13 protein-coding genes are annotated in these 15,212 nt (G+C 55.8%); 7 read left to right on the forward strand and 6 right to left on the reverse strand.

Annotated elements, in window-relative coordinates:
- Positions 1-8 precede the first annotated feature (8 nt).
- Positions 9-668, forward strand: coding sequence for a bifunctional tRNA pseudouridine(32) synthase/23S rRNA pseudouridine(746) synthase RluA (gene rluA, locus F0319_RS21365; protein ID WP_008502014.1), 660 nt, complete (start codon positions 9-11; stop codon positions 666-668).
- A gap of 28 nt (positions 669-696) precedes the next feature.
- Here rluA and djlA read toward each other — a convergent pair whose 3' ends face one another.
- A complete protein-coding gene (djlA, locus tag F0319_RS21370) occupies positions 697-1,512 on the reverse strand; it encodes a co-chaperone DjlA (protein WP_008502016.1) in 816 nt (271 codons plus the stop codon).
- Between the two features lie 239 nt (positions 1,513-1,751).
- On the opposite strand from djlA, the gene lptD reads away from it, so the two are divergent.
- Genes lptD through apaH form a run of 6 tightly spaced genes read left to right on the forward strand, consistent with a single transcriptional unit; the run spans position 1,752 to position 8,481 of the window.
- On the forward strand, positions 1,752-4,103 hold the full coding sequence (gene lptD / locus F0319_RS21375) for an LPS assembly protein LptD (RefSeq protein ID WP_111964063.1): 2,352 nt from the start codon (positions 1,752-1,754) through the stop codon (positions 4,101-4,103).
- 53 nt (positions 4,104-4,156) lie between these two features.
- Entirely contained in the window at positions 4,157-5,443 is a 1,287-nt protein-coding gene (gene surA, locus F0319_RS21380) for a peptidylprolyl isomerase SurA (protein ID WP_111964064.1), read from the forward strand.
- Positions 5,443-6,429, forward strand: coding sequence for a 4-hydroxythreonine-4-phosphate dehydrogenase PdxA (pdxA, locus tag F0319_RS21385; protein ID WP_029740873.1), 987 nt, complete (start codon positions 5,443-5,445; stop codon positions 6,427-6,429). Before surA ends, pdxA begins: the two co-directional genes overlap by 1 nt.
- A complete protein-coding gene (gene rsmA / locus F0319_RS21390) occupies positions 6,426-7,247 on the forward strand; it encodes a 16S rRNA (adenine(1518)-N(6)/adenine(1519)-N(6))-dimethyltransferase RsmA (RefSeq protein WP_023310362.1) in 822 nt (273 codons plus the stop codon). Before pdxA ends, rsmA begins: the two co-directional genes overlap by 4 nt.
- 3 nt (positions 7,248-7,250) lie before the next feature.
- On the forward strand, positions 7,251-7,628 hold the full coding sequence (apaG, locus tag F0319_RS21395; RefSeq protein WP_008502021.1) for a Co2+/Mg2+ efflux protein ApaG: 378 nt from the start codon (positions 7,251-7,253) through the stop codon (positions 7,626-7,628).
- Between the two features lie 4 nt (positions 7,629-7,632).
- Entirely contained in the window at positions 7,633-8,481 is an 849-nt protein-coding gene (gene apaH / locus F0319_RS21400; RefSeq protein ID WP_149367729.1) for a bis(5'-nucleosyl)-tetraphosphatase (symmetrical) ApaH, read from the forward strand.
- A 39-nt stretch (positions 8,482-8,520) separates the two neighbouring features.
- Here apaH and folA read toward each other — a convergent pair whose 3' ends face one another.
- The 5 genes from folA to carB all read right to left on the reverse strand — a co-directional run bounded on the left by folA (position 8,521) and on the right by carB (position 15,204).
- The gene (folA, locus tag F0319_RS21405; protein ID WP_008502023.1) at positions 8,521-9,000 is read right to left on the reverse strand and encodes a type 3 dihydrofolate reductase; all 480 of its coding nucleotides are present in this window, start codon (positions 8,998-9,000) and stop codon (positions 8,521-8,523) included.
- A gap of 114 nt (positions 9,001-9,114) precedes the next feature.
- Positions 9,115-10,980 carry a glutathione-regulated potassium-efflux system protein KefC gene (kefC, locus tag F0319_RS21410; protein WP_149367730.1) on the reverse strand — a complete coding sequence of 622 codons (1,866 nt, stop codon included), beginning with the start codon at positions 10,978-10,980 and terminating at the stop codon, positions 9,115-9,117.
- Positions 10,973-11,503: a glutathione-regulated potassium-efflux system oxidoreductase KefF gene (kefF, locus tag F0319_RS21415; RefSeq protein WP_047173708.1), complete on the reverse strand. Its 531-nt coding sequence runs from the start codon at positions 11,501-11,503 to the stop codon at positions 10,973-10,975. Before kefF ends, kefC begins: the two co-directional genes overlap by 8 nt.
- A 103-nt stretch (positions 11,504-11,606) precedes the next feature.
- Positions 11,607-11,840: a YgdI/YgdR family lipoprotein gene (locus tag F0319_RS21420; RefSeq protein ID WP_003856439.1), complete on the reverse strand. Its 234-nt coding sequence runs from the start codon at positions 11,838-11,840 to the stop codon at positions 11,607-11,609.
- Positions 11,841-11,979: 139 nt separating this feature from the next.
- Entirely contained in the window at positions 11,980-15,204 is a 3,225-nt protein-coding gene (gene carB / locus F0319_RS21425) for a carbamoyl-phosphate synthase large subunit (protein WP_111964067.1), read from the reverse strand.
- Between the last annotated feature and the right edge of the window lie 8 nt (positions 15,205-15,212).

Below are 15,212 nucleotides of genomic sequence, written 5' to 3' on the forward strand. Positions count from 1 at the left end.
AGCGCAAGATGGTGATGGAGCCGTACAATCCGCCGCAGGATCCCTGGCTGGTCATTCTGTATCAGGATGAACACATTATGGTGGTCAACAAGCCCAGCGGGCTGTTGTCCGTGCCGGGGCGTCTGGACGAGCACAAAGACAGCGTGATGACGCGCATTCAGCGTGATTATCCTCAGGCGGAGTCTGTCCATCGCCTGGACATGGCGACCAGCGGCGTGATTGTGGTGGCGCTGAACAAAGCGGCGGAACGCGAGCTGAAGCGCCAGTTCCGCGAGCGCGAGCCGAAGAAGCAGTATGTCGCCCGCGTCTGGGGTCACCCGGCGCAGGCCGAAGGGCTGGTGGATTTACCGCTGATCTGCGACTGGCCGAACCGGCCAAAGCAGAAGGTGTGTTATGAAACCGGCAAGGCCGCGCAGACCGAGTATGAAGTGCTTGAGTACGCGCCGGATAATACCGCGCGCGTCCTGCTAAAGCCGATTACCGGACGCTCGCATCAGCTGCGCGTGCATATGCTTGCGCTGGGTCATCCGATTCTGGGCGACAGGTTTTACGCGCCGCCTGAAGCGCTGGCCTTAGCGCCACGTCTGCAGCTGCACGCGCAGACGCTCACCATCACCCATCCGGCCTTCGGTAACGCAATGACGTTTAAAGCCCCGGTGGACTTCTAAAAAAAAGCCCGACATCGTCGGGCTTTTTTTATTTGAAACCTTTCTTCTCTTTAATCAGTTCGTACGCTTTCTGAATTTCCTGCGCTTTTTGCTTCGCCATCTCCATCATTTCTGGCGGTAAGCCTTTCGCGACCAGTTTATCCGGATGATGTTCGCTCATGAGCTTACGATAGGCACGTTTAATTGTGGTCTGATCGTCAGAGGGCTTAACGCCAAGCACATTGCAGGCATCTTCCAGCGTCGGACCACGCTGCGCCTGCTGCCAGGCACCGCCGGACGACTGCTGGTGATAGCCACCGCCAAACTGTGCCCCGCCCTGCATCATGCGCAGGAACTGGTCGAACTGCATACGGGAGATGCCCAGCTCTTCCGCAATGACGTACAGCACGTCACGTTCATTAGGGTGTAGTGAACCGTCCGCGAAGGCCGCCTGGATTTGAATTTCCAGAAACATCCGAATTAAATCAAAACGTCCAAAACAGATGCTGCGGAACTGACGCATTTTTTCGCGAAGCGGATAGTTATCGGATTTCCCGATGCGAAACGCATTTTGCGCTTCCAGACGGGAGTCGCCGTGCAGGTTCATGCGATCCATAAAAACGCTGGCAATCTGAATATCGGCTTCTGTGACACGCCCTTTGGATTTGGTTAAGTGCCCCATGACCTCAAAGGTGGTGGAGAAAAAGAGTGACTGACGCTCGCGCTGATTGGCAAACCAGGCCATTTTGCGGCTGCGCGCCTTATCAAACATATGGCCAATAATAAGCCCCAGCACAATTCCCCAGAACCCGGCACCCATGATGATGGCGAACGCAACGCCGATTATTTTACCCCAATACTGCATATACTCCCCGGATAGTCATATTCCTTGCCGACGCAACGTCATCATCACTGTGTTCAAGTCACGGTCAATTGAAGGACATCGCCTATAATTTGCTTTATCATACTCGTCATTCGATAGCGAGCCTAACACTCTGGCACGCAAACGGGCAGGATTAACGCTGGTACTGCGCAGATGAGTAAGATAGTCTCTGAGCGTTTATAAGCCGTAGCCACTGATGACGGAACAATAAAATACAACGTATGAAAAAACGTATCCCCACCCTCCTGGCCACAATGATTGGCTCCGCCCTGTACAGTCAACAGGGTCTGGCGGCCGATCTCGCCTCGCAGTGTATGCTTGGCGTCCCAAGTTATAATCGCCCACTGGTGAGTGGCGATACAAATAGCTTGCCGGTAACTATTACTGCCGACAGTTCAAAAGGGACTTACCCTGACAATGCCACGTTTACGGGCAATGTCGATATTAACCAGGGCAATAGCCGCCTGCAGGCAGATGAAGTGCAGCTGCACCAGAAACAACCGGAAGGTGCGGCCGAGCCGGTACGAACGGTGGATGCGCTGGGTAATGTGCACTATGACGACAATCAGGTCATCCTGAAAGGTCCGAAAGCCTGGTCAAACCTGAATACGAAAGATACCAACGTCTGGAAAGGTGATTACCAGATGGTGGGTCGCCAGGGGCGCGGTGACGCAGACCTGATGAAACAGCGCGGTGAAAACCGCTATACGATCCTGGAAAACGGTACGTTCACGTCATGTCTGCCGGGTTCAAATACCTGGAGCGTGGTCGGGAGCGAGGTTATCCATGACCGCGAAGAACAGGTCGCAGAGATCTGGAACGCCCGCTTCAAGCTGGGTCCGGTGCCCATATTCTATAGCCCTTATCTGCAGCTTCCCGTGGGTGACAAACGTCGCTCCGGTTTCCTGATCCCGAATGCCAAATACAGCACCACGAACTACTTTGAGTTCTACCTGCCGTATTACTGGAACATCGCGCCAAACATGGATGCGACGATCACGCCGCACTATATCCACAAGCGCGGCAACATCATGTGGGAGAACGAGTTCCGCTATCTGACCCAGGCTGGTGCGGGTCTGATGGAGCTGGATTATCTGCCGTCGGATAAAGTTTTCCAGGACGAGCATCCAACCGAAGGCGATAAGCACCGCTGGATGTATTTCTGGCAGCATTCCGGGGTGATGGACAAGGTCTGGCGTTTCAACGTCAACTACACCAAAGTCAGTGACCCGAACTACTTCAATGATTTCTCATCCAAATACGGTTCGAGTACCGATGGTTATGCCACACAGATTTTCAGCGTTGGCTACGCGGTTCAGAACTTCGATGCGACGGTAACCAACAAACAGTTCCAGGTATTCTCCAGCCAGACGGCAAGTACCTATGGCGCCGAACCTCAGCTGGACGTTAACTGGTACCAGAATGACGTGGGTCCGTTCGACACTCGTATTTATGGCCAGGCCGTGCATTTTGTGAACACCAATTCTAATATGCCGGAAGCCACCCGTGTTCACCTGGAGCCCGTTATCAACTTGCCATGGTCGAATGACTGGGCAAGCCTGAATACGGAAGCCAAGCTGATGGCGACCCATTATCAGCAAAAAAATATTGATGATTACAATACCAGCAACAACGCCCATCTTGAGGAATCCGTAAACCGTACGCTTCCGCAGTTCAAAATGGACGGTAAGCTGATCTTCGAACGCAATATGGCACTTCTGGCGGATGGCTATACCCAGACGCTGGAGCCACGTATGCAGTACCTGTACGTGCCTTATCGCGACCAGAGCAACATCAATAACTACGACTCCTCGTTACTGCAATCTGACTATAGCGGCCTGTTCCGCGATCGTACCTACGGCGGCCTTGACCGCATCGCCTCAGCGAACCAGTTAACGACCGGGGTCACATCGCGCGTTTATGATGACGCTGCCGTTGAACGTTTTAACGTTTCTGTTGGTCAAATCTACTATTTCACCGAGTCTCGCACGGGCGATGACAATATTAAGTGGGAGAAAGATAACAAGACAGGTTCGCTGATTTGGGCTGGTGACACCTACTGGCGTATGACCGATCGTTGGGGTCTGCGCGGCGGCGTCCAATATGACACCCGTCTCGACAATATCGCCAACAGTACGGCGGCGATTGAGTATCGCCGGGATGAAGATCGTATGGTGCAGTTGACCTATCGTTATGCCAGCCCGGAATATATTCAGGCGACGCTACCGAACTATGGTACTGCCGAGCAGTATAAAGACGGTATTTCGCAGGTGGGTGGCGCAGCGAGTTGGCCAATCGCCGACCGCTGGTCAATCGTAGGCGCTTACTACTTCGATACTAACGCCAATAAAGCTGCTGACCAGATGGTTGGTCTGCAATATAACTCCTGCTGTTACGCGCTGCGTCTCGGCTACGAACGTAAGCTTAACGGCTGGAACAGTGAAAACAATCAGAGCAAATACGATAACGTGATTGGCTTTAACTTCGAGTTACGCGGCCTGAGTTCCAACTACGGCCTGGGTACGCAGAAAATGCTGCGCTCGAATATTCTGCCGTACAGTAGCGCCTTGTAATGTGCTTGATTTGCAACGTAATCCGCTTTGCGGTTAATTGAAATGGAAAAAGTATGAAGAACTGGAAAACGCTGCTGCTCGGTGTCGCTATGGTTGCGAATACCAGCTTCGCCGCCCCCCAGGTTGTTGATAAAGTCGCTGCTGTGGTTAACAACGGCGTCGTGCTTGAAAGTGACGTTGACGGTCTGATGAAATCGGTGAAGCTCAATTCGGGTGAAGCCGGTCAACAGCTTCCGGATGACGCCACGCTGCGCCACCAGATCCTGGAGCGTCTGATCATGGATCAGATCGTTCTGCAGATGGGGCAGAAAATGGGTGTGAAGATCACTGACGAGCAGCTCGATCAGGCGATCGCTAACATCGCGAAGCAGAACAATATGTCTTTAGACCAGATGCGCAGCCGTCTAGCCTATGACGGCATCAGCTACGCCACCTACCGTAATCAGATCCGTAAAGAGATGCTGATTTCGGAAGTGCGTAACAACGAAGTGCGTCGCCGCGTGACTATCCTGCCTCAGGAAGTAGACGCGCTGGCAAAACAGGTGGGTAACCAGAACGATGCGAGCACAGAGCTGAACCTGAGCCACATCCTGATCCCACTGCCAGAGAACCCAACTTCCGATCAGGCTGCGGAAGCTGAAAGCCAGGCGCGTTCTATTGTCGAACAGGCGCGTAACGGCGGAGACTTTGGCAAGCTGGCTATCACCTACTCCGCTGACCAACAGGCGCTGAAAGGCGGCCAGATGGGCTGGGGACGTATTCAGGAGCTGCCATCCATCTTTGCCCAGGCCCTGAGCACGGCGAAGAAAGGGGATATCGTGGGTCCAATCCGTTCAGGCGTGGGCTTCCACATTCTGAAGGTGAACGATCTGCGTGGTCAGAGCCAAAATATCTCCGTCACCGAAGTTCACGCTCGCCACATTCTTCTGAAACCGTCACCGATCATGACTGACGATCAGGCGCGTGCGAAGCTGGAACAGATTGCAGCAGACATTAAGAGCGGTAAAACCTCTTTTGCGAAGGCAGCAAAAGAGTTCTCGCAGGATCCAGGCTCTGCTAACCAGGGCGGCGATCTGGGCTGGGCGGCTGCGGATATTTACGATCCTGCCTTCCGCGATGCGTTGATGAAGCTGAACAAAGGCCAGATCAGTTCGCCGGTCCACTCTTCGTTTGGCTGGCATCTGATCGAACTGATGGACACCCGTAACGTTGATAAAACGGATGCGGCACAGAAAGACAGAGCCTACCGTATGCTGTTTAACCGTAAGTTCTCTGAAGAAGCAGCCACCTGGATGCAGGAACAACGCGCCAGCGCATACGTGAAAATTCTGAGCAACTAATGAAACAGCATCGTGTTGTGATCACGCCCGGCGAACCCGCCGGGATTGGGCCTGACCTCGTTGTCCAGCTCGCCCAGCGCAGCTGGCCTGTAGAACTGGTTGTCTGCGCCGATGCAACACTGTTACAAGACCGGGCAACGCTGCTCGGTCTGCCTTTAACGCTTATCCCTTACGTTGAAGGCCAACAGCCTGCACCGCAGCAAGCCGGTACACTCACCCTTCTTTCTGTTCCCCTTCGTACGCCGGTTATTCCGGGCCAGCTCAGCACGGAAAACGGCCACTATGTCGTGGAAACCCTGGCGCGCGCCTGCGACGGTTGCCTGAAGGGCGAATTTGCCGCCCTGATTACCGGTCCCGTCCATAAAGGCGTCATCAACGAAGCGGGTATACCGTTTACGGGGCATACGGAGTTCTTCGAAGAGCGCTCACATAGCCCGAAAGTGGTGATGATGCTGGCGACGGAGGAAATGCGCGTTGCGCTGGTGACCACCCATCTGCCGATCAAAGCCATTCCGGATGCGATCACTCCTGAACTCCTGCGCGAAATCATCGGGATTTTGCACCACGATCTGCAGACAAAGTTTGGGATACCGCAGCCGCATGTGCTGGTCTGTGGCCTGAATCCGCACGCCGGCGAAGGCGGGCACATGGGCACCGAAGAGATCGACACCATTATTCCGGTGCTCAACGAAATGCGGGCGAAGGGGATGAACCTCAGCGGGCCGCTCCCTGCAGATACTCTTTTCCAGCCGAAATACCTGGATAATGCCGACGCCGTGCTCGCGATGTACCACGATCAGGGCCTGCCCGTGCTAAAATACCAGGGCTTTGGCCGCGGGGTGAATATCACCCTCGGTTTACCCTTTATTCGAACGTCCGTTGACCATGGTACTGCGCTGGATCTGGCAGGCCAGGGGAAAGCGGATGTCGGCAGTTTTATTACGGCGCTTAATCTCGCCATCAAAATGATTGTTAATACTCAATGACTAATCGAGTCCATCAGGGCCACTTAGCCCGTAAACGTTTCGGGCAAAACTTCCTTAACGATCAGTTCGTGATCGAAAGCATTGTCTCGGCTATTAATCCGCAAAAAGGTCAGGCGATGGTCGAAATCGGCCCGGGTCTTGCCGCGCTGACCGAGCCGGTAGGCGAACGCCTTGACGAGCTGACCGTCATCGAACTGGACCGCGATCTGGCCGCTCGCCTGCAAACGCACCCGTTCCTCGGGCCGAAGCTGACCATCTATCAGCAGGACGCCATGACCATGAACTTTGGCGAACTGTCGGAAAAAATGGGCCAGCCGCTGCGCGTCTTCGGCAACCTGCCGTACAACATCTCCACGCCGCTCATGTTCCACCTCTTTAGCTATACTGATGCCATTGCCGACATGCACTTCATGTTGCAAAAAGAGGTTGTTAACCGTCTGGTTGCAGGCCCGAACAGTAAAGCGTATGGTCGTTTAAGCGTGATGGCACAATATTACTGCAACGTGATCCCGGTACTCGAAGTACCACCGTCAGCGTTCACACCACCACCTAAAGTGGATTCAGCGGTTGTGCGCCTTGTACCGCACAAAACGAAACCGTATCCGGTTAAAGATCTGCGTGTACTGAGCCGCATTACCACTGAAGCCTTTAACCAGCGTCGTAAAACGATCCGTAACAGCCTCAGCAATTCCTTTACCGTTGAGGTGTTAGCCGAACTGGGAATCGACCCGGCAATGCGTGCGGAGAACATTTCCGTAGAGCAATACTGCAAGCTGGCTAATTACATCAGCGATAATGCGCCGCCGAAGGAGAGTTAAGCCATGATTGATTCGCCCCGCGTATGTGTCCATGTACAAAGCGTCTATGTTGAATCACAGTCATCACCAGACGAAGAACGTTTTGTCTTTGCTTACACCGTGACCATTCGCAATCTGGGGCGGACGCCCGTGCAGCTGCGCGGACGCTACTGGCTTATCACCAACGGCAATGGCCGCGAAATCGAAGTTCAGGGTGAAGGTGTGGTCGGTGAACAGCCCCACATCGCCCCTGGTGAAGAGTACCAGTACACCAGCGGCGCGGTGATTGAAACGCCGATGGGTACGATGCAGGGCCATTATGAAATGGTCGATGTCGATGGCAATGATTTCCGCGTTGCCATTCCCGTGTTCCGTCTCGCCGTAACCACACTTATTCATTAATCTAATGTCTACATATCTGATTGGCGACGTTCACGGTTGCTACGATGAACTGATCGCATTATTAAAACAGGTCGACTTTACGCCAGAGCAGGACACGCTCTGGCTGACGGGCGATTTAGTCGCGCGTGGCCCCGGCTCCCTTGAAGTATTACGTTTCGTCAAATCGCTGGGCGACAGCGTCCGCATGGTGCTGGGCAATCACGATCTGCATCTGCTGGCGGTATTCGCCGGGATCAGCCGCAACAAACCTAAAGATCGCCTCACTCCGCTGCTGGATGCCCCGGACGCGGACGATCTGATTAACTGGCTTCGCCGTCAGCCGCTGCTGCAGGTCGACGAGGAGAAAAAGCTGGTCATGGCGCATGCCGGGATCACCCCGCAATGGGATCTTGAGACGGCGAAGACCTGCGCGCGCGACGTTGAGGCGGTGCTGGCGAGCGACTCGTATCCTTTCTTCCTCGATGCCATGTACGGCGATATGCCGAACCACTGGAGCGAGGATCTCAGCGGTTTGGCCCGTCTACGCTTTATCACCAACGCCTATACCCGCATGCGCTTCTGCTTCCCGAACGGACAGCTGGACATGTATTCCAAAGAGACGCCGGAAAGTGCGCCCGCTCCGCTGAAACCGTGGTTTGCCATTCCGGGGCCGGTGACAAGCGAGTACAGCGTGGTATTTGGTCACTGGGCGGCACTGGAAGGAAAAGGAACGCCGGAAGGGATTTACGGTCTGGATACCGGATGCTGCTGGGGCGGAGAGTTAACCTGCTTGCGCTGGGAAGATAAAGCTTACTTTGTGCAGCCGTCCAACCGACAGCTGGACTTAGGAGAAGGCGAGGCCGTCGCCTCCTGATACGCTATTCCCTCTCCCGGCCGGGAGAGGGAAAATCACTTAACGACGTTCCAGAATCTCGAAGCAGTAGCTATGGGAGTTCTGTGCATCGGCGTCGTGGAATTCACTGAATACCGATTCCCACTCGTCCGGATCGTAGTCCGGGAAATGAGTATCCCCTTCCACTTCTGCATCAATGTGGGTCAAATACAGCTTCTGCGCTTTTGGCAGGAACTGCTCGTACACGCGCCCACCGCCGATCACCATGATCTCTTCGGCATTGCCGCATGCAGCAATCGCCTCGTCGACTGATTTTACCCATTCGACGCGATCGTCAGTGCCCGGCTGGCTGCTGATAACGATATTCTTACGGCCCGGCAATGGACGACCAATCGACTCCCAGGTCAGGCGGCCCATCACTACCGGCTTGTTTAACGTAGTACGTTTAAACCATGCGAGATCGGCAGGCAGGTTCCACGGCATGGCATTTTCCATACCGATAACGCGGTCCACCGCCAGCGCTGCAATCAGACTGATCATTGAAAATTTCCCGGATGCAAAAAATTGCCGCCACTATACGGAAAGCTTAATCTTTCGTCGACTGGCGGCAGAGTAAAGATAAAGAAATTTTTTAATATTGCTGGCAACTCCACTTCACGCGGAAGGTTTACTCTCCGGTTCGTCAGACGGATCGCCGGTATGCTTGCCCTCTTCCGTGCCCTGCCAGCCGTGACGCTGGATCAGCGACAGGTGATTACGGTCCTCGTTAATGATTTCCGTCAGCATGGCGCTGGTGCGTTTAAACACCGCCGCACGCTCGGTGACCGTACTCCCGGCCATCGCCGCCATCTCTTCGACCATCTCGGTGTTAAAGCGGCGGAACAGGTCCGCCCGCTCGCGCGCTTCATACGCGCCGAGCCCCAGATTTTCCAGCGCCATACGGCCAGATTTCAGCGCGCCTTCGAAGGTTTCACGCTCAGGGGCTTCTACACCCGCTTGCCTGAGACGGATATAATGATCCACATCGCGGGCACGGGAAATAATGGTCAGATCCGGGAAATGTTCTTTTGCCATTTCCACCATCTGCATGCTGGTCTCCGGATCGTCAATCGCGTTAATCAATACCTCCGCTTTGGCCGCACCGGCGGATTCCAATAGATCGACGCGGGTCGCATCGCCGTAAAATACCTTCATATCAAATTTACGCAGAGTATCGACATGGTCGGGGTCGTGATCGAGGATAACCATCTTCACCCCGCTGGACAGCAGCAGACGGCCAACGATCTGCCCGTAGCGGCCAAATCCGGCAATGATGACGCGCGGCTGTTCTTCGTCAATTTCATCGGCTTCGCGCTCCTGCTCGCTACCCGATTTTTCCAGACGCGTCAGCACCACCAGCAGAACGGGCGTTGCGGCCATCGACAGCGCGACCGCCAGCGTCAGAGCTTTCGCCCACTCGGGATCGAGCACGTTTGCCATCTGCGCAGCGCCAAAGACCACAAACGCAAATTCGCTCCCCTGCCCCAGCAGAACCGCAAACCAGCTGCGCTGCTTATTTGGAACCTTCAGCGGACGTGCAATCAGCCACAGCATTACCATTTTAATGATCAGGAAGCCGACGAGCAGGATGACGATCCGCAGCGGGTGAGTCACAAGCGTACCAAAGTCGACGGACATCCCCACGCCGATGAAAAACAGCCCCAGCAGCAACCCTTTGAACGGCTCGATATCGCTTTCCAGCGCGTGGCGGTATTCAGAGCTCGCCAGCAGGACGCCTGCGAGGAACGCCCCCATAGCCATCGACAGCCCGGCTTCTTCCAGCAGCAGACCAAAGCCAAACACCAGGAATAGCGCCACGGCGCTGAACACTTCGCGCAGGCCTGAACGGGCAACAAACCGCAGCAGCGGGCGGGTCACGTAACGGCCAAGCAGCACCACCAGCGCCAGCGCGCCCGCCACCTTCAGTGCCGACAGCGCGAAAGCGCCCAGCGTGGTAGAGGAACCGCTTGCTGCCAGCAGCGGGATCATCGCCACCAGCGGAATAGCGGCAATATCCTGGAACAGCAGCACCGAGAACGCGCTACGCCCCATCTGGGATACCGTCAGATTTCGCTCGTTCATCGCCTGCATGGCAATAGCCGTTGAGGAGAGCGCCAGCGTCATGCCGATGAGCTCTGCCACTTTCCAGTCCATGCCCAGCAGGATGCAGAACCCACCCAGCAGCAGGCCGCAGGCCACCATCTGCAGTGCCCCTCCGCCAAATACCGAGGCGCGAAGCTTCCACAACCTCTGGGGATCGAGCTCCAGGCCAATCACAAACAGCATCAGCACAACGCCGATTTCAGCAAAATGGAGAATCGCCTCGGCATCCGTGACCAGTCGAAAGCCCCACGGCCCAATGACGCAGCCCGCAATCAGATAGCCGAGAACAGAGCCCAGCCCCAGGCGTACCGCCACGGGCACAATCAGCGCCGCCGCGCCGAGGTAAATCAGCGCCTGTATCAGCGTATGGCTATCCATGGTGCGTCTCCTGCCACTCAAGTAAGCGTTGTTTATAATGGCGAGCCTGCGCCTGCAGCGTTTCATCGTCGCAAACAAACGTGCAGTGCATCGCAAAAGGCGGGAGCCAGTTCAAACCGCAATAGAGCGCTGTCGCCTGCAGCGGCTGCGCCAGGACGTCAAAACCCGGGAAGGAACCGATATCAAAATGGCTTTCCCCACCGCCGGTGGTGACCGCCCACATCAGGCTTTTCCCTTTTAGCGCATGGCCGTTGTGTCCATACGCCCAGCCGTGGGAGAAGACTTTATCAATCCACAGTTTCAGCAGCGGGGGCGTGCTGTACCACTGCATGGGGTGCTGCCAGATAATCAGATCGGCACGGGAGAGCGCCTCCTGTTCGGCGGCGATATCGATATTAAAATCGGGGTAGAGTTGATAGAGGGAACGTATCTCTACGTTATCAAGCGTCCTTACCTGCTCAAGCATCCGCTTATTCGCATGCGAGTGCTGCGGATAAGGATGGGCATAAATTATCAGAATCATTGATTAGCCTGTTGTTACTACTTTCTTTTAACAAAAGAGTGTAGTCAGTAATTCAACAGGCTAATAGTGAATATTATTGACGGGCTTACGTCAGAATTCTGAATTAGTTATCCAGCTCGCCCATGGATTTCACCTGGTCACGGTTAATCTGCTCGGTTTGACCGGTTTCGGCATTTTTGTACGACACCAGACCGGTATCGTCATCCACCTGCGGTTTGCCGTCGGTGACAATGGTTTTGCCATCGGTGGTTTTTACGGCCTGATTAGACGAACAGCCCGCAACGGTAAACATTGCCGTAGCAGCCAGAACGGAAGCGATCAGTAATTTATTTTGCATGGTGTTTTCCCCTGCTCTCAGTTGAATTTCGTTATCGACCTAACCATTTTAGGCTAACTGACTGAAACCGGATGAAAAACCAGAAGGTTCTGAAGATGGGGAGAATGCCCGGCAACCGAACGGCACCGGGCATTTTTACTTACTTGCTAATCTGCGCGTGCATTTCCTGCACTGAAATCACCTTCTCGGTGGCATCCGCGTTCAGCGCCATAGCCGTTGCGAAACCGCCGTTCAGGGTGGTGTCGTAGTGCACCTTGTACTGCAGCGCGCTGCGGCGAATCAGCTTGGAGTCTTCAATCGCCTGGCGGCCTGCGGTGGTGTTGATGATGTAGGTGTATTCGCCATTCTTGATACGGTCCTGAATGTGCGGACGACCTTCATGCACCTTGTTCACCAGACGCGGGTTAATACCGGCTTCACCCAGCACAATCGCCGTACCGTGGGTTGCGTCCAGCTCGAAGCCCTGTTTCAGCAGCTTGGCGGCCAGGTCAACCACGCGCTCTTTGTCGCCTTCGCGAACGGAGAGCAGCGCACGGCCTGATTTTCTCATGGTGGAGCTACTGCCCAGCTGCGCCTTCGCGAACGCTTCGGCGAAGGTGCGGCCCACGCCCATCACTTCCCCGGTAGAGCGCATTTCTGGCCCTAACAGCGGGTCAACGCCCGGGAATTTGTTGAACGGCAGCACGACTTCTTTCACCGAGTAGTACGGTGGAATGATCTCTTTGGTCACACCCTGCTGCGCCAGCGTCTGGCCCGCCATCACGCGCGCCGCCACTTTCGCCAGCGGTACGCCGGTGGCTTTGGAGACGAACGGTACGGTACGTGCCGCACGCGGGTTGACTTCAATCAGGTAGACTTCGTTGTCTTTCACCGCGAACTGGACGTTCATCAGGCCGCGAACTTGTAGCTCGAAGGCCAGCTTCTGCACCTGCTGGCGCATCACATCCTGAATCTCCTGGCTCAGGGTGTACGCTGGCAGAGAACAGGCGGAGTCGCCAGAGTGCACGCCCGCCTGCTCGATATGCTCCATGATGCCGCCAATCAGCACCATTTCGCCATCGCAGATGGCGTCAACATCCACTTCTACCGCATCGTCGAGGAAGCGGTCAAGCAGCACTGGCGCATCGTTGGAAACGCTCACTGCGGTCTGGAAGTAGCGACGCAGGTCGGCTTCGTCATAAACGATTTCCATCGCGCGGCCGCCCAGCACGTAGGAAGGACGCACCACCAGCGGGTAGCCAATCTCTTTCGCCTTCTCAACGGCCTGTTCGATAGCGGTCACGGTGGCGTTCGCCGGCTGTTTCAGCTTCAGACGGTCAACCGCCTGCTGGAAACGCTCGCGGTCTTCCGCGCGGTCAATCGCATCCGGGCTGGTACCGATAACCGGTACGCCTGCCGCTTCCAGCGCGCGCGCCAGCTTCAGCGGGGTCTGGCCACCGTACTGCACAATAACGCCTTTTGGCTTCTCGATGCGCACGATTTCCAGCACGTCTTCCAGGGTAACCGGCTCGAAGTAGAGGCGGTCAGAGGTGTCGTAGTCGGTAGAAACCGTTTCAGGGTTACAGTTGACCATGATGGTCTCGTAACCGTCTTCGCGCAGCGCCAGCGAGGCGTGTACGCAGCAGTAGTCGAACTCGATGCCCTGGCCGATACGGTTTGGACCGCCGCCCAGCACCATAATCTTGTCGCGGTCGACTGACGGGTTCGCTTCGCACTCGTCTTCATAGGTGGAGTACATGTACGCGGTGTCGGTCGAGAATTCAGCCGCACAGGTGTCCACGCGCTTGTAGACCGGGTGCAGGTTGTACTGGTCGCGCAGCTTGCGGATTTCTGCTTCACGCACGCCCGCCAGCTTAGCCAGACGCGCGTCGGCGAAGCCTTTACGCTTCAGCACGCGCAGGAAGTCAGCGTCCAGGCCGGTGATGCCCAGCTCGGCAACCTGTTCTTCCAGACGGACCAGCTCTTCAATCTGCACCAGGAACCAGCGGTCGATGTTGGTCAGGTTGAACACGCCGTCCACGGACAGGCCCGCACGGAAGGCATCGGCGATGTACCAGATACGCTCTGCGCCCGCGTCTTTCAGCTCGCGGCGAATTTTAGTCAGCGCTTCCGGGTCATCCAGGCTCACTTTCGGGTCAAAGCCGGTCGCGCCCACTTCCAGGCCGCGCAGCGCTTTCTGCAGGGATTCCTGCTGGGTGCGGCCAATCGCCATCACTTCACCGACAGATTTCATCTGGGTGGTCAGACGGTCGTTCGCACCCGCGAATTTCTCGAAGTTGAAGCGAGGAATTTTGGTCACAACGTAGTCGATGGACGGCTCGAAGGACGCAGGCGTGCGGCCACCGGTGATGTCGTTCATCAGCTCGTCGAGGGTGTAACCCACCGCCAGTTTCGCCGCCACTTTCGCAATCGGGAAGCCGGTCGCTTTAGACGCCAGCGCGGAGGAACGGGACACGCGCGGGTTCATTTCGATAACAATCAGGCGGCCTGTTTTCGGGTTAACCGAGAACTGCACGTTAGAACCGCCGGTTTCCACGCCGATTTCACGCAGTACCGCCATCGAGGCGTTACGCATGATTTGATACTCTTTGTCGGTCAGGGTCTGGGCTGGCGCAACGGTGATGGAGTCACCGGTGTGGATACCCATCGCATCGAAGTTTTCGATGGAGCAGACGATGATGCAGTTGTCGTTTTTATCACGCACCACTTCCATCTCGTACTCTTTCCAGCCAATCAGCGACTCGTCAATCAGCAGCTCTTTGGTTGGGGAGAGATCAAGACCGCGCTCACAAATCTCTTCGAACTCTTCACGGTTGTAGGCGATACCGCCGCCGGTGCCGCCCATGGTGAACGATGGACGGATGATGCACGGATAACCCACTTCAGCGGCAACGGCCAGCGCTTCTTCCATGTTATGTGCGATACCGGAACGCGCGGTGTCAAGGCCGATTTTCTTCATCGCCACGTCGAAGCGGCGACGATCTTCTGCTTTATCAATGGCGTCGGCGGTCGCGCCGATCATGGTCACGCCGAACTCTTCCAGCACGCCCTGACGCTCCAGCTCCAGCGCACAGTTCAGCGCCGTCTGGCCGCCCATGGTTGGCAGCACCGCGTCCGGACGCTCTTTCTCGATGATTTTACGCACGACTTCCCAGTGAATCGGCTCGATGTAGGTTGCATCTGCCATTTCCGGGTCGGTCATGATGGTTGCCGGGTTGGAGTTCACCAGGATAACGCGGTAACCCTCTTCGCGCAGGGCTTTACACGCCTGCGCGCCGGAGTAGTCGAATTCGCAGGCCTGGCCGATCACGATCGGGCCAGCGCCAAGGATCAGGATGCTTTTTATGTCTGTACGTTTTGGCATTGTCTTCT

Source organism: Enterobacter vonholyi, from assembly GCF_008364555.1.
Lineage (GTDB): Bacteria > Pseudomonadota > Gammaproteobacteria > Enterobacterales > Enterobacteriaceae > Enterobacter > Enterobacter vonholyi.